23 protein-coding genes are annotated in these 23868 nt (G+C 66.0%); 11 read left to right on the forward strand and 12 right to left on the reverse strand.

Annotation, left to right across the window (positions count from 1 at the left end; genetic code table 11):
* The first annotated feature begins 117 nt into the window (after nucleotides 1-117).
* The 4 genes from RP6297_RS00350 to RP6297_RS00365 all read left to right on the forward strand — a co-directional run bounded on the left by RP6297_RS00350 (nucleotide 118) and on the right by RP6297_RS00365 (nucleotide 2989).
* Nucleotides 118-423, forward strand: coding sequence for an aromatic-ring hydroxylase C-terminal domain-containing protein (locus RP6297_RS00350; RefSeq protein WP_037028001.1), 306 nt, complete (start codon nucleotides 118-120; stop codon nucleotides 421-423).
* Between the two features lie 128 nt (nucleotides 424-551).
* The gene (locus RP6297_RS00355; RefSeq protein ID WP_037028002.1) at nucleotides 552-824 is read left to right on the forward strand and encodes a hypothetical protein; all 273 of its coding nucleotides are present in this window, start codon (nucleotides 552-554) and stop codon (nucleotides 822-824) included.
* A gap of 108 nt (nucleotides 825-932) precedes the next feature.
* The gene (locus tag RP6297_RS00360) at nucleotides 933-1853 is read left to right on the forward strand and encodes a patatin-like phospholipase family protein (RefSeq protein WP_004633574.1); all 921 of its coding nucleotides are present in this window, start codon (nucleotides 933-935) and stop codon (nucleotides 1851-1853) included.
* 122 nt (nucleotides 1854-1975) lie between these two features.
* Nucleotides 1976-2989 (forward strand): zinc-binding alcohol dehydrogenase family protein, encoded by a 1014-nt coding sequence (locus RP6297_RS00365; protein WP_037028003.1) that lies wholly within the window; start codon nucleotides 1976-1978, stop codon nucleotides 2987-2989.
* Nucleotide 2990: 1 nt separating this feature from the next.
* On the opposite strand, the gene RP6297_RS00370 is transcribed toward RP6297_RS00365, so the two are convergent.
* The 3 genes from RP6297_RS00370 to RP6297_RS00380 form a co-directional block, all read right to left on the reverse strand.
* Nucleotides 2991-3905: a LysR family transcriptional regulator gene (locus tag RP6297_RS00370; protein ID WP_037028004.1), complete on the reverse strand. Its 915-nt coding sequence runs from the start codon at nucleotides 3903-3905 to the stop codon at nucleotides 2991-2993.
* Between the two features lie 166 nt (nucleotides 3906-4071).
* Complete coding sequence (locus RP6297_RS00375) at nucleotides 4072-5862, reverse strand: thiamine pyrophosphate-requiring protein (protein ID WP_037028005.1); 1791 nt, start codon at nucleotides 5860-5862, stop codon at nucleotides 4072-4074.
* 52 nt (nucleotides 5863-5914) lie between these two features.
* The gene (locus RP6297_RS00380; protein ID WP_037028006.1) at nucleotides 5915-6391 is read right to left on the reverse strand and encodes a hemerythrin domain-containing protein; all 477 of its coding nucleotides are present in this window, start codon (nucleotides 6389-6391) and stop codon (nucleotides 5915-5917) included.
* A gap of 196 nt (nucleotides 6392-6587) precedes the next feature.
* Here RP6297_RS00380 and RP6297_RS00385 point away from each other — a divergent pair, with 196 nt between their 5' ends.
* Together RP6297_RS00385 and RP6297_RS00390 are read left to right on the forward strand one after the other, a co-directional pair.
* Nucleotides 6588-7058, forward strand: coding sequence for a PRC-barrel domain-containing protein (locus tag RP6297_RS00385; protein WP_037028007.1), 471 nt, complete (start codon nucleotides 6588-6590; stop codon nucleotides 7056-7058).
* Between the two features lie 61 nt (nucleotides 7059-7119).
* Entirely contained in the window at nucleotides 7120-7308 is a 189-nt protein-coding gene (locus RP6297_RS00390; RefSeq protein WP_009239291.1) for a hypothetical protein, read from the forward strand.
* A 69-nt stretch (nucleotides 7309-7377) separates the two neighbouring features.
* On the opposite strand, the gene RP6297_RS00395 is transcribed toward RP6297_RS00390, so the two are convergent.
* Complete coding sequence (locus RP6297_RS00395) at nucleotides 7378-7731, reverse strand: glyoxalase superfamily protein (RefSeq protein ID WP_024973780.1); 354 nt, start codon at nucleotides 7729-7731, stop codon at nucleotides 7378-7380.
* A gap of 126 nt (nucleotides 7732-7857) precedes the next feature.
* On the opposite strand from RP6297_RS00395, the gene RP6297_RS00400 reads away from it, so the two are divergent.
* Genes RP6297_RS00400 through RP6297_RS00415 form a run of 4 tightly spaced genes read left to right on the forward strand, consistent with a single transcriptional unit; the run spans nucleotide 7858 to nucleotide 10272 of the window.
* Nucleotides 7858-9078: an aminotransferase-like domain-containing protein gene (locus tag RP6297_RS00400; RefSeq protein ID WP_037028008.1), complete on the forward strand. Its 1221-nt coding sequence runs from the start codon at nucleotides 7858-7860 to the stop codon at nucleotides 9076-9078.
* A gap of 20 nt (nucleotides 9079-9098) precedes the next feature.
* A complete protein-coding gene (locus RP6297_RS00405; protein WP_037028009.1) occupies nucleotides 9099-9605 on the forward strand; it encodes a helix-turn-helix domain-containing protein in 507 nt (168 codons plus the stop codon).
* Nucleotides 9605-10021 (forward strand): VOC family protein, encoded by a 417-nt coding sequence (locus RP6297_RS00410; RefSeq protein WP_004633594.1) that lies wholly within the window; start codon nucleotides 9605-9607, stop codon nucleotides 10019-10021. The genes RP6297_RS00405 and RP6297_RS00410 overlap by 1 nt, the downstream gene beginning before the upstream one ends.
* Entirely contained in the window at nucleotides 10018-10272 is a 255-nt protein-coding gene (locus tag RP6297_RS00415; RefSeq protein WP_037028010.1) for a hypothetical protein, read from the forward strand. The genes RP6297_RS00410 and RP6297_RS00415 overlap by 4 nt, the downstream gene beginning before the upstream one ends.
* Nucleotides 10273-10579: 307 nt before the next feature.
* On the opposite strand, the gene RP6297_RS00420 is transcribed toward RP6297_RS00415, so the two are convergent.
* From RP6297_RS00420 to RP6297_RS00455, 8 genes are all read right to left on the reverse strand, one after another.
* Nucleotides 10580-11776, reverse strand: a complete 1197-nt coding sequence (locus RP6297_RS00420) for an MFS transporter (RefSeq protein WP_037028011.1) — start codon at nucleotides 11774-11776, stop codon at nucleotides 10580-10582.
* 62 nt (nucleotides 11777-11838) lie between these two features.
* Nucleotides 11839-12546, reverse strand: a complete 708-nt coding sequence (locus RP6297_RS00425; protein ID WP_037028767.1) for a glutathione binding-like protein — start codon at nucleotides 12544-12546, stop codon at nucleotides 11839-11841.
* Nucleotides 12547-12640: 94 nt separating this feature from the next.
* On the reverse strand, nucleotides 12641-13834 hold the full coding sequence (locus RP6297_RS00430) for a low temperature requirement protein A (protein WP_037028012.1): 1194 nt from the start codon (nucleotides 13832-13834) through the stop codon (nucleotides 12641-12643).
* A gap of 33 nt (nucleotides 13835-13867) precedes the next feature.
* Nucleotides 13868-14515, reverse strand: a complete 648-nt coding sequence (locus RP6297_RS00435) for a LysE family translocator (protein ID WP_037028014.1) — start codon at nucleotides 14513-14515, stop codon at nucleotides 13868-13870.
* Nucleotides 14516-15126: 611 nt separating this feature from the next.
* Nucleotides 15127-16272 carry an IS481 family transposase gene (locus RP6297_RS00440; protein ID WP_009239574.1) on the reverse strand — a complete coding sequence of 382 codons (1146 nt, stop codon included), beginning with the start codon at nucleotides 16270-16272 and terminating at the stop codon, nucleotides 15127-15129.
* A gap of 166 nt (nucleotides 16273-16438) precedes the next feature.
* Nucleotides 16439-17419: a DMT family transporter gene (locus RP6297_RS00445; protein WP_037027874.1), complete on the reverse strand. Its 981-nt coding sequence runs from the start codon at nucleotides 17417-17419 to the stop codon at nucleotides 16439-16441.
* Nucleotides 17420-17525: 106 nt separating this feature from the next.
* Nucleotides 17526-18248, reverse strand: coding sequence for an AraC family transcriptional regulator (locus RP6297_RS00450; RefSeq protein ID WP_037027876.1), 723 nt, complete (start codon nucleotides 18246-18248; stop codon nucleotides 17526-17528).
* Between the two features lie 231 nt (nucleotides 18249-18479).
* Nucleotides 18480-21695: a BTAD domain-containing putative transcriptional regulator gene (locus RP6297_RS00455; RefSeq protein ID WP_037027879.1), complete on the reverse strand. Its 3216-nt coding sequence runs from the start codon at nucleotides 21693-21695 to the stop codon at nucleotides 18480-18482.
* 363 nt (nucleotides 21696-22058) lie between these two features.
* Here RP6297_RS00455 and RP6297_RS00460 point away from each other — a divergent pair, with 363 nt between their 5' ends.
* A complete protein-coding gene (locus RP6297_RS00460; RefSeq protein WP_037027880.1) occupies nucleotides 22059-23699 on the forward strand; it encodes a hypothetical protein in 1641 nt (546 codons plus the stop codon).
* The last annotated feature ends 169 nt before the right edge of the window (nucleotides 23700-23868 follow it).

Genomic DNA, 23868 nt, shown 5'->3' on the forward strand with positions numbered 1-23868 from the left:
CAGGCGCGGAAACAGAAAAGGCCGTCCTTCGGGACGGCCTTTTTTCGTGGTGTGCGCTTCGCCAGGACGAGCGGTCCAAGGCGCTGAGCGAGATCACCTCGGAGCTGTTTCGCATGGATGAACTACGCAGGCGGCTCGTGGGGATGGTCTCCGCGCTCGACGTTCGCTACGACTTCGGTGAAGGACACCCGCTGCTCGGCCGCCGCATCCCCGATCTCGACCTGGCCCCCGCCATGGGCCAATCGCGTGCGGCGGGCCGACGCCCGCTATGCAGGAACGCGCGCGCTGCCGGTGGTTGGCGCGGTGCCCGCGCCATCCGCAGTGCTGGTGCGGCTCGACGGCCACGTGGCGTGGGTTGGTGACGGACCGACCGAGGGGCTGCAGGCGGCGTTGCTGCGGTGGTTCGGCTCGGCGACGGCCTGAGCGCCGCCCGCCGGCAGATGCAGCCGGGTGGAGGGCGGCGTCTATCCAGGTGTTTGAAGCGGACGGAGGGACCGCGGTGGCCGGTATGCTGCACGGCATCGGAATCACTGTCCCTCTGGAGTCCTGGCATGTTCAACGTCCTCAGCAAGATCGTCCTCCTCGCTGTGTATGGCCTCGCGTTGCTCAGCTATGCCACGCCACTGCCGCTGTCGACCGATGCCATCGGCTGGCTGCGCATCGTGGCGCTGGTGCTGCTGGCTGCGCACCTGCTGGAAGTGGTGCTGTGCTTTCGCAAAGTGGCGCTGCACAAGGGGCCGCTGTTCGACAGCGTGCTGCTGACGTTGCTGTTCGGTTTTCTGCACTGGAAGCCCCTCGCAGACGCCGCGCGGCAAGCCCGCTGATCGCCGTAGACCGGCCCGACTAGCCGCAACGGCGGGGCAGACCTACTCTAGTTCCAGTCGTCCCTGGATTGACCAGTTGGGACTCCTTGCTGCAACGCGGCATCGATCATGGACAGAGTGGAACGAACGGCGTTTGTCTTTGCCGGTGGCGGCAGCCTCGGCGCTATCGAGGCCGGCATGCTGCGCGAGCTGGTGGCGTCCGGCGTGGTGCCCGACATGGTGGTGGGCGCTTCGGCCGGCGCCATCAACGCTGCCTTTTTTGCGTGCAATCCGCACGCGGCCGGCACCGCGCAGCTCGAGGCGCTGTGGCGCGGCGTGCGGCGCGCCGACGTGATGCCGTGGTCCTGGCGGGCAATGTTCAGCATGCTGGGCATCCTGGGCGGGCGACGCGAACACCTCGTCGATGCATCCGGCCTGCAGCGCCTGCTGACGCGGCATTTCGCGCAGACCCTGCTGGAGGCGGCCACGCTGCCCCTGCACGTTGTGGCCACCGACATGCGCACCGGCGCCGAGGTGGTGCTGTCGTCTGGCGCCATCGTGCCGGCCGTGCTGGCCAGCGCTGCCATTCCCGGCGTGTTTCCGCCGGTGCGCATTGGTGATCGCCTGTTGATCGACGGCGGCGTTGCCAACAACACGCCGATCTCTGCGGCCATCCGGCTGGGCGCCACACGCGTCGTCGTGTTGCCGGCCGGGTTTGCGTGTGCCGACCGTCGTGCCCCGCGCAGCGCCATCGAGCACGCGCTGAACGCCTTGTCACTGCTGGTCGCGCGCCAGCTTGTGCAAGACCTGGAGCGCTGGGCTGGGCAGGTGCCCATTGCCGTCGTGCCGCCGCTGTGCCCGCTGGACGTGTCGCCCTACGACTACGCCCGCTGCGGCGAACTGATCGACCGCGCTGCTGCGGCCACGGCGGCATGGCTCGCAGCCGATGGTCTGGCGGGCACCGGCATCCCGGGCGCGCTGCGTGCGCACGACCACAACGAAGATCACCCGAACTGCAGCGCAGACCTCCACGGCATGCCCACGGCTTGATGCGGCAGGATGGGATTTTCTGTCCGGCGTTGAAACTGAATCTGCGCGGCGCGGCTGTTTCCCCTGGCGTGGCGCGCCCATGATGCGGCTATCCAACGATCCAAATCACCGGGAAGCCTGCCATGAAAGCCGTTGCCTACTACCAAAGTCTGCCCATCGACCGCCCCGAGGCGCTCGTCGACCTGACCCTGCCCGAACCCACGCCAGGCCCGCGCGATCTGCTTGTGGAAGTGCGCGCCATCTCCGTCAACCCGGTGGATGTGAAGGTGCGCCTCGGCATGCCGCCGGTGGATGGTCAGCCCCGCGTGCTGGGCTGGGATGCTGCGGGCGTGGTGCGCGCCGTCGGCGCCGAGGTGTCGCTCTTCAAGCCGGGTGATGCGGTCTGGTATGCCGGTGCCCTGCAGCGCCCGGGCACCAACAGCGAGCTGCATGTCGTGGACGAACGCGTGGTCGGCGCGATGCCCGCCACGCTCGGGTTTGCGCAGGCAGCCGCGTTGCCGCTCACCGCCATCACCGCCTGGGAATTGCTCTTCGACCGGCTGCAGGTGCCGGAGTCTGCTGCGCCCAGCGGCAAGACGTTGTTGATCGTCGGTGCGGCGGGCGGTGTGGGGTCGGTGCTCGTGCAGCTCGCGCGCCGGTTGACCGGCCTGACCGTGATCGGCACCGCCTCGCGCCCGGAAACGGCCGCCTGGGTGCGCGAGCTGGGCGCCCACCATATGATCAACCACGCGCAGCCGCTGGCCGCGGAACTGCATCGCATTGGTGTGCCGACGGTGGACTACGTCGCCAGCCTGAACCAGACCGAGCACCACTTCGAGCAGATCGTCGAGGCGCTCAAGCCGCAAGGTCGTCTTGCGTTGATCGACGACCCCGCGCAGCTTGATGTGCGCAAGCTCAAGGCGAAGAGCCTGTCGCTGCACTGGGAGTTCATGTACACGCGCTCCATGTTCGGCACGGACGACCAGATCGAGCAGCACCGCCTGCTCAATCGCGTAGCCGCGCTCATCGACGAAGGCACGTTGCGCTCCACCATGAACGAGCACTTCGGCACCATCAATGCCGCCAACCTCAAGCGCGCACACGCCTTTATTGAAAGCAATCAGGCGCGCGGCAAGATCGTGCTGGAAGGGTTTTGATTCAGGCGTCGGCCAGATAACCGGCGATGCGCTCTTGCAGGAAGTCGCGCAGCCGCATCAGCGTGGGCGACAGCGCGAGGCGGTGCGTGCAGATCAAATGCAGCGGCGCCGCCTCGCCGCGCCAGTCGGTCAGCGCGGGTTGCAGACGGCCGGCGCGCAGATCGGCCAGTACATCCAGCCGCGACTTGTAAGCGATGCCATGCCCCGCAACGGCCCAGCGGCGCACGAGTTCGCCGTCGTCGGCAATGCGGTTGCCGGTGACACGCACAACGTGCTCCTGACTGTCGTCGCTCGCGCCGTGAAAGGTCCACTGGTCGTGCGTGGTGTCGGACAGGGCCAGCAACAGGCAGTTGTGCCGACGCAGATCGTCGGGGGTCTTGGGCACGCCGTGCCGCGCAAAGTAGGCCGGCGCCGCGCACAGCACGCGGCGGTTGTCCGGCGCCAGCGGCAGCGCCACGAGGGACGAATCCTCCGGCTCGCCATAGCGCACCGCGGCATCGACGCGCTGCCGGAACATGTCGACCAGCCGGTCGCCGATGCGCACCTGAAGCGCCACCGCTGGGTGCTCGGCGAGGAAGTCGTCGAGCCAGCCAGTGAGCACGTTGCGCCCGAGGTCTGACGGGATCGACAGCGACACATCGCCGCCGATGGCTTGGCGTCCAAGGGCGAGCGCATCCTGCCCGGCCTGCAGATCGGCCAGCGCACGGCGTGCGTGTTGCAGATAGCGCTCGCCTTCGTGCGTGAGCGCCAGGCTGCGCGTGGAGCGCGCCAGCAGCCGCACGCCGAGTTCCGCCTCCAACCGCTTGACGGCTGCACTTGCTGCCGCGGGTGCAATGTTCAACACGCGTGCGGCCGCCGACAGGCTGCCGTTATCCACGGCCAGCACGAGGATGGTGAGGTCGTCGAAGCGGATCATCGTGCCTGGTGTGGAGTGGAGTGGAAAAACCGGGGATGGACGGCATCTTACCGAGCACATCGGCTTTCCGCACCTTGCCCCTTCGACTCGCATCCCACATGTCTTGTCGACATGCGCTCACGCTTCGACGCGCCACCGCGTGAGCGGGGGCGTTACGTCCATACGCCTATTCCCTATGCACCGGAAACAGCGCCGACAGCACCTGCCGTGCCGTCCCGCGCAGCACACCGCTCGCATCCGGGTCGCCATACGCCAGTGCCGTCGCAAAGTTGCGTGCCTGCTGCAGCGTGACGTGGGGCGGCAGCGGCGGCACATTGGGATCGGTCTTCACTTCCAGCACCACGGGCCGGTCGGCGTTGAGCGCTTCGTCCCACGCACCGGCCAGCTGGTCGGGGTTGTCCACGTAGATGCCCTTCAGCCCGATCAACTCGGCAAAGCGGTGATACGGCACGTTCGGGATGTCTTGTGCCGCCGAGAATTTCGGGTCGCCTTCCATCACGCGCTGCTCCCAGGTGACTTCGTTCAGATCCTGATTGTTGAGCACCATGCAGATCCACTTGGAAGACTTCCAGCGCTTCCAGTATTTCGACACGGTGATGAGTTCGGCCATGTTGTTCATCTGCATGGCGCCGTCGCCCACCAGTGCGATGACAGGGCGCTCGGGATGCGCAAACTTGGCGGCAATCGCATACGGCACCGCCGCCCCCATCGATGCCAGCCCGCCCGAGAGCGAGCCCATCATGCCGGGCTTGAACTTGAGATCGCGCGCATACCAGTTGGCGCAGGTGCCGGAGTCGCTCGTGACGATCACGTTGTCCGGCAGCTTCGGTGACAGCTCCCAGAAGACGTGCTGCGGGTTGACGGGATAGGCCGGTTGCAATGCGCGGTCTTCCAGCGTCTTCCACCATCTTTCATTCCAGCGTGCAATGCGGTCGGGCCAATAGGGATCGGTCTTGCGCTGGAGCAGCGGCAGCAGTGCACGCAGCGTCTGCGCGCTGTCGCCCACGAGGTTGACCTCCATCGGATAGCGCAGCCCCAGCATGCCGGGGTCCAGGTCGATCTGCACACCGCGCGCCTGGCCTTCCTTGGGCAGGAATTCCGCATAGGGGAAACCGGAGCCGACCATCAGCAGCGTATCGCAATGGTTCATCAGCTCCCAGCTCGGCTCGGTGCCGAGCAGGCCGATGGCGCCTGTCACATAAGGCAGGTCGTCGGGCAACACGGCCTTGCCGAGCAGCGCCTTGGCCACGCCCGCCCCCAGCGTTTCCGCCACGGCCGCCACTTCCGCGCTGGCTCCGAGTGCGCCCGCGCCCACGAGCATCGCCACCCGGCGGCCGCTGTTGAGGATGTCCGCTGCGCGTTCCAGGTCGGCGGCTTGCGGGATCACGCTCGGTGCGCTGTAGCCCACGCCCGAGTGCACCGTGCCATGCGCACGCGGCGGTTCGGTGTAGGGCATTTCCTGCAGATCGTTTGGCAGCACGAGCGCCGTCACCCGGCGTTGCCCGATGGCGATGCGTACCGCGCGATCCAGCAGGTGCCGCACCTGCGCCGGCATGCTGGCCTGGTGGACAAACGCGCCGGCCACGTCGCGGAACATCGCCGCCAGATCCACCTCCTGCTGGTAGTGCCCGCCGACTGCGGTGCGCGCCTGCTGCCCGGTAATCGCCAGCACCGGCATGTGGTCGAGCCGAGCGTCGTACAGCCCCGTGATGAGGTGCGCAGCACCCGGCCCGGACGTTGCCATGCACACGCCAAGCTCACCCGTGAACTTGGCGTGCGCCGATGCCATGAAGGCCGCCATCTCTTCATGCCGCACCTGCACGAACTCGATCTTGCCGCCGGCGCGCTGTAGGGCCCCGAACATGCCGTTGATGCCGTCGCCGGGGTAACCAAAGATGCGCCGCACGCCCCACTCGGACAGGCGGGCGACGAGGAAGTCGCTGACGGTGGCTTGCATGATGTCTGTCCGGTGTCAGGTGGTCGGGTCCGTCTCGGGTCCGTCAACTCGGTCAGCTCGCCGTCTCGGCCAGCAGCGCTTCCTTGCGCGCGGCCATAGTCTCCTGCAGCGGTGTCAGGTCGACATGCTGTCGGACCAGCTTGGGAAAGAGTTCAGTCTCTTCCTCTTCGACGTGGTGGGAGACGTACTCGGCCAGCACGGTGAACTTGGCCGCGAACAGATCGTCGCCCGCGTGCATGCCGTTCAACTGCTGGATCAGATCCTTTGCGGTGGCGTGCTCCACCACGGCTTCGTCGACGAGGTCCTTGAACGCTTCGCCGCCGTTGTCGCGTACGTACGGGTAGAACACCTCTTCTTCGAGCTGCGTGTGCACGGTCAACTTTTCACACGCGTCGCGCACGATTTGCTCGCGGGCCGCTTCGTCTTTCTCCTGCTGGAACGTCTTGAACAGTTTTTTCACCTCGCGGTGATCGTCCAGCAGCATCGACAGCACGGCGCGTTGCGCCACAGGGATTTCAGCTTTGTTCATGAGGCTCTCCGGTAGGGGTTTCTGGTTTGATGCGCCGTACCGTCGAGCAAGCGGCATGCCGCACGCGCGCCTTTGCGGGCGATGTGCCGCAGGCAAGCTTCGTGCTGACACAGGTGGTTACGTGCGAGACGCCGCGCCGATGCGTGGCCGCCGCACATCATCCTGAACGTCAACTGATTGATGGGAGGTAACTGCTATGCAAACCACGACAACCGGCACCGCGCTGGGCACCGGTACTGGCACCGGTGTAGGAACCACCGCCGGTGTACGCATGCGCATCATCGGGCGTGCCGACTCCGATTCGGCGGGTCCGGGCCCGGAACTGATGGCCGCGGATACGCTGGAGGGCGATCGCGTCGTCAACCTCAATGGAGAAGACCTCGGCAAGATCACCGACATCATGCTCGACGTGCAACGCGGCCGGGTCGCCTATGCGGTGATGTCGGTGGGCGGCTTCCTGGGCATTGGCGACAAGCTCTTTGCCGTGCCGTGGAGTGCCATGTCGCTCGACGTTGACCGCAAGTGCTTCGTGCTCGATGCCAACAAGGATCGCCTGGAAGCCGCTCCGGGTTTCGACAAGGACAGCTGGCCCACGATGGCCGATCCGACCTGGGCGCAGTCCGTGCATGAATACTACGGCTCGCGTCCGTACTGGGAAGAGTATTGAGTGCGCTCGGGCACGCCGTTCGCTTGCATGTCGTCAACCACGCTTGAAACAGGAGGTCGCCATGGAGAAGGGCAAGAAAGAGAAGCATCCGCACGCACATAAGCGTGAAGAGCTGGTGGAAAAGGCTGTGGAAGACACCTTCCCGGCCAGTGATCCGCCCGCCACGGGCGGCATCACGCGCGTTGTCGACAAGGACAAAGACGCCGACGCACACCAGGACAAGCGCACCCACAGCGGCAAGCACCGGTAGCAGTCCGCCGGCACTGCCGCGCCCGCATCGCCTCTGGCATGCGGGCTTTTTTTTTTCGAGGCTGGCGGCTTACCGGTGCGCCAGGATGTTCACGACATTGCCGAACGGATCACGCACGTAAAAGCGGCGCACGCCCCACGGCTCATCGACGAGCGGGTAGACGATTTCCAGGCCCAGCGACACGGCACGCGTATGCACCGCATCCACATCGTCCACCTCCACCGACAGCGCCGGCACCGGTGTGCCGTTTCCACCTTCGCTGGCAATGCTGACTTGCGGCGTCATGGTGGCGGCCGTGTCGGCAAAGGTGACGATCCAGCCGTGGTCCATCACCGCTTCCAGGTCGAGCAGTTCGGCATAGAACGCGCGGGCACGTGCCGGATCGGCAGCATGCAGATTGGGGACGATGCGTCGGACAGCCATGCAGAGGCTCCTTTTTACCGATTCGGTGACGGCATTCTAGTCACGGCTGTGACGCCCTGTTGGCATGCGCACGCGGCGCACATCACGTAAAGTGGCGGGCACTCGAACTACAGAGACACGCACGCCATGGAATTCCTGCAATCGCTGCTGGCACCCCGCCTGCAAAACGTTGAAACCTCCGCCATCCGCGAGCTGTTCAAGGTGCTCGGCAAGCCGGGCCTGATCTCGTTTGCGGGCGGCTTTCCTGACTCGGCCCTGTTTGACGTGGAAGGCCTGAAGGCCGCGGCCGACAGCGCGCTCACCACCGACGCCGCCCGCGCGCTGCAATACGGCGCCACCGAAGGCTTCGAGCCGCTGCGCGAGGCCATCGTCACGCTGATGAAGGCGCGCGGCGCTAACGTCGCCAACACCGACATCCTCGTCACCACCGGGTCGCAGCAAGGGCTGGATCTGCTGGGCAAGGTGCTGATCGGTGAAGGCGACACAGTGCTGACCGAAGCGCCCACCTTCCTCGCCGCCATCCAGGCGTTCAAGCTGTACGGCGCCAAGGTGGCCGGCGTACCGACCGACGGCGACGGCCTGGATGTCGACGCGCTGGAAAAGGTGCTCGCCGGTGGTGGTGCCACCGCGCGCCCCAAATTCCTCTACGTGATTCCCAACTTCGGCAACCCGAGCGGCGCGCTGATGAGCCTGGAGCGCCGCAAGCGCCTGTTGGACGTGGCCGTGCGCCACAACCTGCTGATCGTGGAAGACGACCCGTACGGCGATCTGTATTTCGATGCACCCCCGCCGCCCTCGCTGTACGCGCTGTCGCAGCAGACCGACGGCGCCCAAGGGCGTGTGATCTACCTGGGCAGCCTGTCGAAGGTGGTGGCGCCGGGGCTGCGCGTGGGCTGGATGATCGCCTCGCAGCCGGTGCTGGGCAACGCGGTGATGGTCAAGCAGTTTGCCGACGCGCACACCTCCACGTTTGCGCAGGCCACGGCCGCTGCCTACCTGCGCAGCAATCGCCTGGACACCGTGCTGCCGCGCACGCGTGCCGCCTATGCCGAACGCGCCCACGCCATGGCCAACGGCCTGCGTGCGCTGCTGCCCGACACCGAACTGACCTTCAACCGCCCGCGCGGCGGCATGTTCCTGTGGTGCACCTTGCCGGGCCGCAATGCCGGCGATGTAGCCAAGATGGCCATCGAACGCGGTGTGGCGTTCGTGCCGGGTGCGGCGTTCTACCCCGTAGACCCGGATCGCTCGACGCTGCGTCTGTCATACGCGACCTCGTCGCTGGCGCAGGTGGAAGAGGGTGTGCGCAAGCTTGCGCACGCCATCGGCGAGTTCAAGCTGGGCTGACCGCACCGGCGCAGGCCGCGGTGGCACAGGCACACACCGACGCGCAGCAAGACCCCGCGCTGCTGCGCCGCCTGTTGCGCGCCAAAGACCGCATGGACGCCGCCTCGCACGAGGCGTGGCCCGTCAAGCGGCTGGCCGAGGTGAGCGGCGTGTCGGCGGCGCATTTTGCGCGTTCGTTCAAGCAGGCCTTCGGCATTCCGCCGCACCGCTACCTGCTCACGCGCCGTATCGAGCAGGCCACCACGCTGCTGCGCGACACCGATCTGCCCATCATTGAAATCGCCTACGCCACGGGGTGGGAAAGCCTCGGCACCTTCGGCCGCATCTTCCGCGACATCACCGGGCAGAGCCCGAGCGCGCTGCGCCGCCACGCACAGGCAACCGCGTCGCTGCAACAACTCGACCGCGTGCCCGCCTGTGTGCTGAAGGCGGCGCAGCGGCCCGACCTCGTCACAGCAGTTTCGGAGAAGCGCCGCCAACTGGCGGCGGGTACAAATCCGTCACCCACCAACAACGAGGAGCAGTGATGAGCCAAGGGATCAATGTCGTCGGGCTGTATGTGGACGATCAGGACGCGGCGCTGGCGTTCTATGTCGACAAGCTGGGGTTTCGCGTGCACACCGATGTGCGCAACGGCCCGTACCGGTGGCTGACGGTGCAGCATCCGGAGCAACCGTCGTTTCAGCTGGGCCTGTTCCAGCCCGGTCCGCCCATCCACGACGAGGCTACGGCGCAGACGCTGCGTGCCATGGTGGCCAAGGGCGCGATGCCGCCGCTGGTGCTGACCGTCGCCGATTGCCGCGCCGCCTACGCGCAATTGCGCGAGCGCGGCGTCGAATTCACGCAGGAGCCGATCGACCGCTTCGGCAGCGTCGACGCCGGCTTTCGTGACCCGGCCGGCAACGGCTGGAAGATGATCCAGGCCGCCGGAGGTGCACAGTGAGCGCCCGCAACGCAATCCGCCAGTTTCACCGCTGGGTGTCGATGGCGTTCACGCTCACCGTCATCGCCAACTTTGTCGCCATGGGGGTGGGCAAGGGGGCGCAGCCGCCTGCGTGGATCACCTATGCGCCGCTGCTGCCGCTGGCGTTGCTGCTATTCACGGGGCTCTATCTGTTTGCGCTGCCGTACCTGGATCGGCGGGGTGCTCGGCGTTCGACCGGTGATCGGGGGGCGCCCACCGCGGCCATCTGAGCGTGGCGCGTGAGGCTCTGAGGCCCGATTGCCGAGCTCAGACTGTCGAGCGTGAGCCTCGAAGGCTTGGGCACCAAGCTCAACGCCCGGAGCATGACAGTTCGAGGTCGAAAAAATCGGGCTCAGAGGGCCGAGCGCGAGGGGTCGAGGGCCGGACGCCGAGCCTTTGAGGCCCAAGCGTCGACCTCAAAGCCCGGAGCGCGAGTGTTTGAGGTCGAAAATGTCGAGCTCGAACTGTGGAGCACGACGGTTTGAGGCTCGACCACCGGGTTCAGAACCTGGCGCGTCGCGTTCCGCGCCCGGGGGTTCAATGTGCGACCGACGTGGCTGCCGGTTCATCGGCCAGCGCCGCCTCATGCCGCCCACCCATGCGCCACAGCACCACGGCCACCACATGGCACGCGGCGGCGGCCCATCCCAGCATGCCGGGCCCGCCATGCGCCAGCGCCAGCGCGCCAACGCTCGACCCCAGCGCAATCCCCGCATACACGGCCGACGCATGCAACGACAGCGTGATCGGCGACACATCGGGCGCCAGGCGGATCAGCCGCGTCGCCTGCGCCGGGCCGAAGCCCCAGCCGGCCATGCCCCACAGCACGACCGCGCCGATGGCGACGGCGCCGGCCACCGTGCCGTGCAGCACCTGTGCCGACAGCGACAGCACCGAGAAGGCCAGCACGATGCCCGCGCTGCTGACCGCCAGCACGCGCGCCACGCCGGCGCGGTCGGTCAGGTGGCCGCCCAGGCCCGTGCCCAGCGCCGCAAAGCTGCCGACCAGGAACAGCACGATGCCCACGTGCTGCGGCGCGAAGCCCAGCCCCTGCACAAAGAACGGTGCGACGTAGGTGTAGAACGTAAAGCCGCCTGCGGCCCACAGCGTGGACACCGCCAGCGCACCCAGCATGCCGGGCCGGCGTGCCACGGAGAGGCGTTGCGCCAGCGTGGTCACGCTGTGCGGCAGCGCGCGCGGCAGGCCAAAGGCGAGGCCTGCCGTGGCCAGTGCCGACAACACACCGCATGCGATGAATGTCGAGCGCCAGTCGCCCTGCGCCGCAATCCAGGCGCCCAGCGGCACGCCGAGCGCCACTGCCACCGTGCCGCCGCCCGTGATGATGGCCAGCGCCGAGCCGCTGCGCGAGGCCGGCACCAGCGAGGTCGCCACCGCATTGGCCGTCGGCAGAAACACGCCGGCTGCCAGCGCCAGCAACACGCGCGCCGCCATCAACTGTCCGAAGCCGTGCGCGGTAGCCGCCAGCAGGTTGCCTGCCGCAAAGATGGCCAGCGCGCCGATCAGCACGCGTCGGCGGTCCACATTGCCGAGCAGCGTCGCCATCACCGGCGAGCCCACGGCATAGGTGACGGCAAACACGGTGACGAGCTGCCCAGCCGCCGGCACGCCCACGCCCAGGTCTGCGGCCAGCACCGGCAGCAGACCGGCGATCATGAACCCTTCAGTGCTGATGGCGAACGCGCCCAGGCACAACCACCACAGCGATGCCGGCATGGTCGGCTCCTGTCAGAAGAGGAAAGCGGAGAGAGGGGCGGAGCGCAGAGGCTCCGCGAGGATCAGCGCGCGGTGGAGCTGGCCGTCTGGCCCAACAGCACGTTGCGCTCGTCGTCGGAGATGTCTTCGCGGCGGCGTGAGTAGGCGCGCTCGACCCCGGCATAGGCGCGCTGCGTGGCAGGGCGTGCGCCAACGGCTTCGAACCAGCGCTGCAGATTCGGAAAGTCGTTCAGGTCCTGACCATGCCCGGCGTGCGGCACGATCCACGGATAGGCCGCGATGTCGGCGATGGTGTAGTCGTTGCCGGCAATGTAGGGGCGATCGGCCAGGCGGCGGTCGACCACACCGTACACGCGGTTCGTTTCCTTGGTGTAGCGCTCGATGGCGTAGGGCACGCGCTCCGGTGCATACACGTTGAAGTGGCCGATCTGCCCGGCCATGGGGCCCAGACCACCCACCTGCCAGAACAGCCACTTGAGCACTTCCATGCGGCCGTGCAGGTCGGTGGGCATCAGCTGCCCGGTCTTCTCAGCCAGATACAGCAGCATGGCGCCCGATTCGAACAGCACCACGGGCTCGGTCCCCTGGCCTGGGTCGTGATCGACCATGGCCGGGATCTTGTTGTTGGGCGAGATGGCCAGGAACTCGGGCTTGAACTGGTCACCCCGGCTGATATCGACGGGGATGACGCGGTGCGGGAAGCCGGTTTCGGCAAAGAACAGCGCCATCTTCAGGCCGTTGGGCGTGGCGCAGTAGTAGAGGTCGATCATGGCGGGGCCCTCGTGTTCTGTCATGTTGGTTGACAGCGTAGGCGCGCGAGTGGCCTTTTGTAATGTCCAGAAACTGGAATTTTCAGGTAACCACTTACGGGTTGTGCGCCGCTTCGGGTTCCGCTGTCTCGCAGGAGCGTGCGTACCATTCCCACGCCGCGGTGCCGCACAGCACGCCCGTCGCTAGCGCGGACACCGCGAGCGCCGGCAGTTCACCCGCCGGCAGCCAGGCGCCGCCCAGCACCACCAGGCCGACAGCATGTGCCGGGCGCAACCGCCCGAAGATCGCCCACTTGAACAGCAGGTTGCCCAGCAGATATAGCGCTGCGCTGCCCAGCACCGCCAGCGTCGTCCCTTCATGGGCGCGGCCCACCGGATGCGCCAGCACGAACTCATCGGCCACGGCCCCGACGATGATGCCGGCCACCAGCACCACGTGGATGTAGGTGTAGGCCAGCCGTGCAAGCCGCCCCGGATCCGCCGAATCCGCCATGGTGCGCGCGCCGCGCTCGGCAATCCTGTCGAAATACAGCCACCACATCGCCAGGCTGCCGATGAACGACAGCGCCATCGCCGCGATGTTTTCTGCGGTCCAGTCGAGGCCAGCAAACGTGGAGCCCGTCACCAGCACCGATTCGCCGAGCGCGATGATGATGAACAGCGAGCAGCGCTCGGCCATGTGGCCGCCTTCCACGTTCCAGTCGTTGGTGGTGGAGCGGCCCAGGCCCGGCGTGTAGAAGCCTATCGATGGCCCAAGCCATTCGATGACCAGCGCGAAGATCCAGCACGCCCAGCGCACGGAACCGTCCGACAGGCCGCCCGCCAGCCACAGCACCGCAGAGATGCCGAGCCACGTGGCGATGCGCTGGAAGTTGCGCCGCATGGGCAGCGACTCGCCGCGCACGGCCCACAGGAAGAACACCGTGCGGCCGAACTGCATGAACACATAGGCCAGCGCAAAGGCCAGCCCGCGCGAGCCGAACGCCTGCGGCAGCGAGGCCGAGAGCAGCAGCCCGCCCGTCATCAGCACGAGCATCAGCATGCGGATGGCGAGCTTGTCCGGATCGAGCCAGTTGGTCACCCACGACGTGAAGATCCACACCCACCACACCGCCAGCATCAGCAGCAGCGCCTGTGCGCCGCCTTGCAGCGTGAAGTTGCCGATCAGCAGGTGCGAGAGCTGCGTCACCGCAAACACGAACACCAGATCGAAGAACAGCTCGATGTTGGTGACGCGGTGATGGCCGTGGGCCCCTTCGGGCGCGGGGCGGAGGTAACTGCGGGGCATCGGGTGTCCTCGGTGCGGCCTTGGGGGGGGCGATCAGGCCGAATGCATGCCGAGCGTGAACGTGCCTGCGCCCACCATCACCGCGCCGCCCGCGTAGCCGAAGCGGCGTTGCGCGGCCACGCTCGTCAGGCGCTTGGCGAGCAGCTTGGCGGCCAGCGCGTACATCGATGCATTGGCGGCAGCCAGGATGACGAAGGTCGGCAGCAGGATCACGCTCTGCGAGAGGAAGGTCTGCTCGGCCGACATGAACTGCGGCACGAAGGCGACGAAGAAGACGATGCTCTTGGGGTTCAGCGCGGTGACCGTCCAGGCCGACAGGAAGCGGCGGCCAGCGGACTTCTGCTGCACGGGGAGGGTGGCCTCCGGCGCGTCCGCCTGTACGTCATCCTGCAGGCGGCGTGCGCTGAGGATGGACTTGATGCCCAGATAGACGAGGTACGAACCGCCGATGAGCTTGAGCGCCGTGAAGGCCGCGGCCGATGCGGCGAGCAGCGCGCCCGCACCGGCAAGGGACACGGCCATGGCGGTCGTGTCGCCAGCGGCCACGCCGGCAACGGTGCTCCACGCCGAGCGGCCACGGTTGGCCAGCGAATCACCAATCACCAACAGGATGGTCGGGCCGGGGATGAGCAGGATGATGATGCTGGCGCCGATGAAGGCCAGCCAGGTTTGGAGGGTCATGGGGTGGCTCGCTGTGTTGTTGGGGGGGGGGAGACAGTTATCCATGAAAAATTTGGGGCGTCAAATGGGGAGGGGGTTTTGGTTTTGGTTTTGATGTTTGTGGTGCATCCCTTGTTTCATCCCCTGCCGGGGCTGACTCACTTTCTTTGGTCTTGCCCAAAGAAAGTAAGCAAAGAAATGCGCGCCCGAGATGGCGAAAGACTCCTTCAATTTCCGTAACCGGGCGGAGGCGGGGAAAACTCGCTGCGCTCAGACAGTTCCCCGCCTTTTTTCCGCCCGCTTACAAAAATTGAAGGCGCCATCTAGGGCAGGAACGGCCAAACACTCGGTATGCCGGTGCAAACGAAAAAGCGAGCCTTGGTGGCTCGCTTCGTGTTCGACGGTTTGCTTTTCCCTTGCCCTAGATGGCGCCTTGGATTTTTGTTGCGGGGAGGAAAAAGGAAGGAGCCTTGTCTGAGCGCAGCGAGTTTGGCTCCTTCCCCTCCCCGCGACACAAATCCAAGGAGGGGGTCGCCATCTCGGGCGCGCCTTTCTTTTGCTTACTTTTCTTTGGCAAGATGTATGGACCGGGGACATAGGTGACAGGTGTGCGAGGACATGGTTGACACATGTCAGCAGTCATCGGGCAGGTTCAGATCGATACGGCCAAGGTGTTGGTGAACGAAGTACAGATCGAATTGATCCCTGTGTTTAGGGTCGGGGCGCAATGCCACCGGCAAGCCGTGCAGGGCATTGGAGAGCTTGAAGCGCCAACTCCTGAAGCGTAGCTCCCCATTCCATCCGACGTTGAGGACGATGTCCTGCGGGCTGTACTCGATCGGTGCCAACGTAGACGGATACGGTCGCGGGCTGGGCCGGTAGCGTGTGATGGGCGTGGCCAGGTCGATGGCCTGGTGCGGGCGCTCGCAGTTATAGACGGTGCGCCAAGCATCCAGCGCGTGCTGGACCGCGTCGCAAGAGGCGAAGTAGCGCCCGGCCAGGGCCTCGGCCTTGAGCGTGCGGTGGAAGCGCTCGTCCTTGCCGTTGGTCTGCGGGTGGGCGGGGCGGCTGTAGCTCAGGCGCACACCGAGGCGGATGAGCCAGACGCCCAGGCCCGTGAGTTGCCCCGGCCGGGTGGGACTGCCCCAAGGTGCGCCGTTATCGGCGTTGATGCGCAGCGGCAGCCCATAGCGCTCGAAGGCCTGGCGCAAGTGACGCTGCACGACCGCGCTCTGCGTCTGCGTGCAGGCCGCCAGCACCAGGTTGAAGCGGGAGTGATCGTCGATCACGGTCAGCGGCGAGCAGCGCTGGCCGTCGGCCAACGCGAACCCGCCCTTGAAATCCATCTGCCAGAGTTGGTTCGGTTCAGCGTGCTCAAAGCGCTGCCAGGGCGTGGAGGCGTCTGAGGCTTCGGGTGCAATCAACCCATACCGATGCAGGATGGAGGTCACGGTGCTGGGCGCCGGTACATCACTCCAGCCCAAGTCGGCCAAGCGGCGGCTGATCTTGCGCCCGCCCCACGCAGGATGCTGCTGGCGTAACGCGATGACGGCCTGTTCAAGCTCGGCCTCGGTACGCATCGGGCTGTGCGAGGGACGGCGCGTCCGGTCAGCCAGTCCGGCGTCCCCCGACTCAACGTAACGAGCCAGCCACTTGTAGCCGGTTTGCGGGCTGATGCCGAACCGCCGACACAGCTCGCGCCGGTTACAGCCTTCCTGCCGGGCCAATAGAACGAATTCCTGACGAAGGCTCATGGTGTCTCGTGTGCTCCAGGGCATGGCCTGACCTCCGAGCGAATGTGCCGCTCAAAGTGTCAACCATGTCCTCGCACACCTGTCACCTATGTCCCCGGTCCATACAGCAAGACAAAGAAAAGTAAGTCGGTCCCGGCAGGGAACGAAAGGGGGATGGACCACCAAGTCCAAAACACGCACAAAAAAAAACCTACCCATGTCGCCGCGCCGCCAACCCCACCCCACTCACCAACAAAACCGCAGCCGCCACTTCAAGCCCATGAGGCCGTCGTGCCTCATAGATAAACCCATACAAAAGCGCAAACACCGTCTCAAACACAATCAACTGCCCCGACAGCGTCAACGGCAACTTGCGGCTGGCTGCATTCCACAGGCTGTTCCCGAGCACAGACGCCCCCAGCGCCACGCCCATATTCACCAGCCAGAACATCGCCCACGCCGATGCGGGCTGTGCAGAAGCCGTTGCCATACCGGGCAAGAAGAACGCCGGCACGGCCAGTGCCAATGACAACACCCCGGTCGCAACGCCGGTCAACAGCGACCACTCGCGGCTCGTGAATTGCGGCCGCGCGCGCAGGTACCGCGCATTGCATACCGCATACACCGTCCAGCACGCCAGCGCGCCCGCGGCCATCAGCAGCCCGATGAAACAGGTTCTGCCGCCCGCATCCGAATGCACGTCGGGCGCATCCAGGTAAATGCACACCACACCCGCGACGGCCATCAGCAACGGCACGGCCAGCTGACGCAACGGCAGACTGCCCCGTTCGGCCGCGCCCGCAAGCGTGACCGTCACCGGCAACAACCCGACGATGAGCGATACCGGCGCCACGCCCGCGCGCTGCACGCCACCCGCGACGCACAGGTAGTAAAGAAGGTTGCCCGGCAGCGATAACAGCAGCAGCGCCGCCCAGTCGCGCCGCGTCGTCTTGCGCCACAGCATGCGCCACATCGGCAGCGCCAGCACGAGCGAGAGAACGCCATACAGCACGTATCGCGCGGCAGACAGCGCCAGCGGTGAGAACTGCGGCAGCATCTTCGGCGCGACGAAGATCACACCCCACAGCGCGCCGGCCGCGACGCCGTAGCCGATGCCCGTGAGGTGGTCGCGCCGCGCGTCGTGCTGACCGTGATGCAGCTGCGTTGCAGTGGAGGTGTCGCCAACAGCCATGGAGCGCCTGTCCGAAAAGATCAATCGAACCGGCACTCTGCGCGTGCGCGTGCCGCGCGTCTTGGCGAAGACGGCTGCGCTTTGGCAAAAACGGAAAGGGCCCGAGCTAGCGCCGCACCGCTGCGGGCGTGATGCCGTGCGCGGCCTTGAGGTGGCGCGTGAGGGCGCTTTGGTCGTAGTAGCCGGTGCGTGCGGCAATCTCGGCGATGGGCAGGGCGGTGGTTTCCAGCAGCGTCAATGCATGCCGCAGCCGTACCTGGGCCAGATGCGCATGCAGCGTGGTGCCGTAGGCGGCGCGAAACAGCGTGGCGAGGCGGCGCGCGCTGACGCCCGTCTCGGCGGCAAGTGCATCGACCGTGAGCGGCTCGGCGTAGCGGTGCTCGATGGCGTGCCATGCGCGCTCGGCACGTGCGTCGGGGCGCGCGCGGATCTGCGTGGATTGATTGGCCGGATGCGCCGCGAGCGTCGCCAGCGCGAGAGACGACCACGCATTGGCCAGTACGGCATCGACGATGGGCGCGTCCTGCAGCCAGATCGTCAGCGCGCGCAGGCCCGGCGTAAGTGGAAAGAACACGCGATCGGCCAGGCCGCCCAGGCTGGGGGCGTCCACGGTTTGGCCGGGAATGTCGAACACGATGAAACGGTTGGCACCCGTGGCTTCAAACGCATGCGTGGCGCCAGCCGGGATGAGCGCGGCGTGGTGCGTGTCGACGCGGCCGCCGCGGCCGTCCACGTCCATCTCGAGGATGCCGCGTGCGGGCATCACGACTTGCATGAAGTCGTGCGAGTGTGGGGGCGCGGCGAGGCCGTAGGTACGGAAGTCCAGCATGATCAATTTGACAACCCGGTGGATATAACCTTCATGTCACATTTTCCCCGGGATTTTTCGTGCATGTAGCGTACTCCTGTATTGAGATCTCGATGCCGACCATCTCAGACGAGAGGCCTCTGGCGCTAAAGGAAGAGATCGGCCGGACACGCCGCTGCCCACAACCTGAGTCGGGCAACCCGCTGATCGCGCGAAACCCACGGCATATCGGTTTTCATCGGTGGGGTAGACCTATCGTATCCAGTCCAGCATCGCCACTAGAGATTGCGATGGCGCGGCGCCATAAACCACCTTGAGTGTGTGCTGCCATTCGGCGAAGAACGCGCTGGCTTCAGCAGACCGGCCTTCTGCCCGCAGGCATTCCAGCAGGTGACGGCAGATGCCTTCTGCTGTCGGGTGCAGGCGAAGCGCGCGCTGATACACAGTCGTTGCCGACGTCGGTGCATTGAGGGCTTCCAGCTTTTCCCCCACCGTGAGCACGGTGCGCACCAGTTCGGCACGCAGGCGTTCCCGCTGCGGAAGCAGCCATGGTTGCTCGGCCTCGTCGGCGAGGAAGTCCCCGGTGTAGGCGGCCAGCATGTCCAACGCGGCTGTCAGTAGCGTGTCGGAATCGGCGTCAGGTGTCTTTGCCAGATCGAGTGCGATTTGGCGGTGCGCCTGGAACGTCCAGAGATCGAGCCCGCACAAGTGCATGTTGAGCCCAACCTTGCCGTTGCTGACCACGATGGCATCGGCATTGCCGAGCAATTTGCGCAGCCGGTGAATGGCCACGTCGAACGCACCTTTGGCGCTGTCGCCATCCGCGTCGGGCCACAACGCGGCTGAGAGATGGTCGATGGCGACTTCCCGTCCCCCATACGCGACGATCGCCTTGAGCGTGTCCAGCGTGCGCCGGTTGCCCTTGCCGCTCTGCGCTAGCGGCTCACCTGAGCAACTCACGCTGAAAGCCCCGAGCACGCGCAGTTCAATCTCCCACGGCCAGTGCTTCACGCGCGCAGTTGGCGCCTGTAGACGGCGTTTGCGGACCAGTGCGGTCACGTAGTTCGTCTCAATGCCGGTTGCCAGCGCATGGGCCGCCAGGCGGGCGACCATCGGGTCATGCCAGCCAGGGAAATTCGTGATGCCGAAGCGTCGGCCCAGCGCCAGCGCCTCCGGCAGCCATGGGCTGGTTGGTGCGCCACGATCCAACGCCATCACCGCGCGCACCATCAACGTGTGGCAGAGCGCCACCTTGCTATCGACGTCGCGCGACAGCGCCTCTGCTTCTTCGGCAAACGTGTCGGCCTGTTCTGCCTGGCCGAGCAAGTGCGCGATATATGCGCCGGTGGCAAGGGTGAACGCCTCGCCGAAGCGGAAGTTGAGTGACCGAAAGCCATTGCGCCCGAACTCAACCATGAGTTCCGCCTCGCGCAAGCGGTCTTGCTGCAAGGCCAGCCACCCGCGCTCGAAATGGTGCATGGCCTGATCGAGTGGCCGGCCCATGTGAATGTCTTGCGCCAGCTTGGCCCGGAACGATTCCGCCACCATCACATTGCCGGCGGAGATAGCCGCCGCCAGCCCATGATTCAGTAGCGCGTGCTTCCACAGGTAGATGTCGCTGGCGTGCATCAAGGCTTCCGTTTGCTCTACCACGGCGATGCATGCATCGTTCTCGGCAAAGAACCAGTAGCCCATCGCCTCGGTGGTGAGGATCGTGGTGCGCAGCAGGTCGCTGGTCTGCGGAGATGCCACGGCCGCCCGCATGAGCTGGAGCACCACGCGCGCACGCTCAAGATCGCCCGTCCACAGGTGATAGACCGTCAGCATGAAGCCGAGCGAGGCTTGCGTCTGCACGTCCACCGTGCCGATGAAGACGAGGGCGCGGTCGGTCCAATGTCGGCTGTCCGCATGGCCCATGGCGTGAAACGCCAACGCCGCGAGCACGCCGGCCAGCACGCGCGCTTCGATTTGCGCATCGGGAAACGCCGGGTAACGCGCGCGCAGCGTGTCCAGCATTTCCAGCCAATGCGTGAGCGGCCGGTAATCGCGGGATTCGAAATAGATGCAATCGACGATGCTAGACCAGGCGAGGTAACAGCCAGCGGCATTGTCATGCGCCTGGAACAGCGTCAACGCCGGCTCGAAGTAGAGGCGTGCATTGCCCGGGTCCAGCGCCATGCGGCTGGTGCCGGCCCAGAACAGCAGCCAGGGGTCGGCATTGAGCACGGCGGTGGGGAGTTGCCCAAGCAAGTCGCTCAACGTGCGATAGCGGCCTTGCTGGAGAACCATTGGTGCATGGCGCAGAGCCAGTGCCGCCAGTTGCGGCATCAGCCCGGCATCGGCGAGCAATTCGCCGGCGCCGGCAAGCTCGCCGCGCGCTTCCAGCAAGGCGGCGGCGTTGGCTGTCAGCTGCTGCCGCTCGTCAGGGGAAAATGCATCGGGTAACCGTGACAGCAAAAATTCGCGGAACAGCGCGTGGTACTGGTACGACGCCCCCGCCCCGCTGCCGAACTGGTCGATGAAGTACTGCTGGCAATGCGCGGAGGTAACGAAGTGATCGACATCCGTGCTGCCGGTGAGTTGGCGTGCCTCGGCCAGATCGAAGTTCGGCAGGATTGCCGTGCACAGCAGGAAGCGGCGCAGCTCGGGCGACGCGGCGCCGATCATCTCCTGCGCGAAATACGGGAACAGCACTTCACGCGAGTCCAGTCGGTCGACGTCATAGCTGCCCACGCGGCTAATCTGGTCCAGCAGCAACACCACGGCGGCTACCCAGCCGCCGCTGCGCGCATGCAGCCGGCCGGCAAGCTCGCGCTCTGCATCGGGGCGCTGTTCCAGCGTTGCCAGCGCGGCGGGGTGGCCGGCCAGGATGGCGCCGGTTTCTTCCTCGGTCAGCCGCAGGTGTTGCCAGTCCACCAGCGCGAGTTGCTGATTGGCTTGCAGCCGCGCCAACTCAGGCGGCGGCGCGGATCGGCTCAACACCAGAATCCGCACGTGCTCGGATGCCTCGGCCAACGCGGCTTGCAGGATTCCCTTGAAGCTGGGCTCGGCCTCCGCTGCGTGCACGTTCTCAAGCACCAGCAGGGTGGCTTCTGGTAGCCCCGAGAACACGGCCCGGAAGTAACGCCGCGCAAACGCTGCCAGGTCAAACAGATGGTCGGGGCTGAACAGCGGCGGCTGGGTGGCGCTGTCTGCACCAAGATGCGCAGCGCAGGCTTGCCCGAAGGTCCGGAAAAAGCTGGCCGGGTCCATGTCGCCGGCGTCCACCTCGTACCAGATGGCGGGCAGCCCGCTCGCTTCCAGATAGCTGATCGCCAGTTTGGTCTTGCCCGAACCGGCAGGGCTGGCCACCCACACGATGGGGCTGGCCGCAAAGCCGCGCCCGATGCGGTTCAGCACACGCGGGCGCAGCACGATGCCGCCCGACTGCGGGCGGTTGATCTTGGAGAGCGTGGGAGCGGAGTTCAAGCGGGGGTCGAGTGCCAGCAGGAGGTTCGCGGAATGTGCGGCAAGGGTGCAGCGGGATTATCCCGTGCGCCGCGCTGCTCGCATGCCTCGGGATTTCCAGAATGTCATGCACTTCGGCTCGGGTGATTCCCCTCGGAAGGAGGGGGTGTTTCGGCACATCGAGCCCCATCGCCGCCCAGATCGGTAAGTCATCGGTAAGTGGCTGCGTGGCGTAATGCCTGAGCGCGGTCCACAGGAGCCACACGGCGTCTTCATTCATTTGAATGATGCGCGGCGCCATGTGCTTCTAGAGGATCCGATCTAATCCGGTCCGAAACCGAGCGATTCCGTACCACACCACAAAAGAGCCCGAGGGAGGGAACCATGAAGCTCACACCGATCGCAATCAGCGCTGCAGTGCTTGTTTTGACCGCTTGCGGCGGAGGCGGAGATGCTCCGCCTCAGCTAACCACGCAGCAATCGCAGACGATCAGCGGCGTGGCGGCCACTGGCGCGGCCTTGCCCGGTGCAACGGTCAACGTGACCTGCTCGGCGGGTTCGGGTACGGCCACCACGAGAGCGGACGGCAGCTATTCGGCACCCGTCACGGGCGCCAGCCTGCCTTGCGTGGTGACGGCCACCAGCAGCGACGGCAAGACGGTGCTGCACTCGCTGGTTGCCGGTTCAGGATCGATCGGCAGCACCGCCACGGCCAACATCACGCCGCTGACGGAACTGCTGCTGGCACAACTGGCCGGACAGGACCCGGCAAAGTATGTGGCCGGATTCAGTTCGACGACGACCGTGACTGCCAGCGACGTCACCGCCGCGCAAGGCGCCCTGGTCAAGGTGTTGCAGATCGCCGGCTTTGACGCGTCGGGCATCGGTGACTTCCTGGGCGGCACGCTCAGCGCAGGCAGCGGCCAGGGTTATGACGGGGTGCTCGACACGCTGCAATCGAAGCTGGCCGGCGCGGGCGTCACCCTGACCGACCTGAGCACCGCGGTTGCCAGCACCAGCGGCAGCTCCAGCGGGTCTGCAGGCTCGACGGTGGGCACCGTGCTGGCGCCGGCCAATTCGGCCTGTCCGGCGCTCAAGAGCGGCGATCATCGGCTGATCAAATTCTCGGATGGTTCGGCACAGGTGGTGACCATCGACGCGGCCAAGCTGACCGTCGCGGTGGGCGGCTCGAGCTACCAACTGACCCAAGGTGCGACGGCCTGCGATTACACGTTGAACGATACCGGTTCGACGCGCGTGCTGGTGGCCAAGTCGGGCATGGCGGTCTGGACCAACGGCAGCGGTGGCACGGGCGTACTTTCGCTGTCGCTTCCCAAGCAGATCGTCGATCCGACCGCTATCAACGGAAACTACATCTATGCGCTCCTGAGCGGGGCAGGCCAAGGCACGTTTGGCACGAATAACTATGCGAAGGGCGTCGTGACGGCTGCCACGAATTGCGCGGTCAACGCGCCTTGCGCGCCTGATCTGAATTCACCGTATGGGCACATGGTTGCCACGTCGGATGGTGGGGTCGACTGGGTTGATGATGGCGCCTCCGCAGGTACCGTCAACGCCCACGCCTATGGGTTCCGGAACGCGCAGGGGAATACGGTTTTCGTGGTTGCGCTGACCGGGGGCGGCGTAGGCATCTTCGCCCCGCAGACGACGCTGTCCATGCCAGCAGTCGGCACGACCAACGCCTTCTGGCAAAGCAACGTCAAGTCGACCGGTCTGAGCGCGGTGACGGAAGACAGCAACACCATCACGGCGGTGAATGGCTCGACGGTGACACGCACCTTTGCCGATACCCATACGGACCAGATCATCTACAACGATCCATTCGCCGGCCTGCGCCATCGGCCCGGTACCAAGGTCTGCACGAACACGAGCGGTGTTGCGGTTACGTGCAACGAGACGTGGCAACTGCCGTTGAGCGGCCTGACGCTGGCATTGAGCGGGTCGCCGTCCGTCACGCCATCCACGTACCAGGTGAACGTCTCGGTCAACAAGCCCGGTAACTAAATCGAGAAAGGCGCTGTCATCAAAAGCGGCAACGGCCAGGGCGCCAACCGAGCGCCCGGCCGCAGCCGCCTTCGGGGAAGTTGGCACCGGCTCATCGCGAGCCGGTGCCAGCGCAAAAAAATACCCGGCCACAGATCGTCTGCGCCGGGTCTCGGAACTTTCACGGAAA

Source organism: Ralstonia pickettii (assembly GCF_016466415.2).
GTDB lineage: Bacteria > Pseudomonadota > Gammaproteobacteria > Burkholderiales > Burkholderiaceae > Ralstonia > Ralstonia pickettii.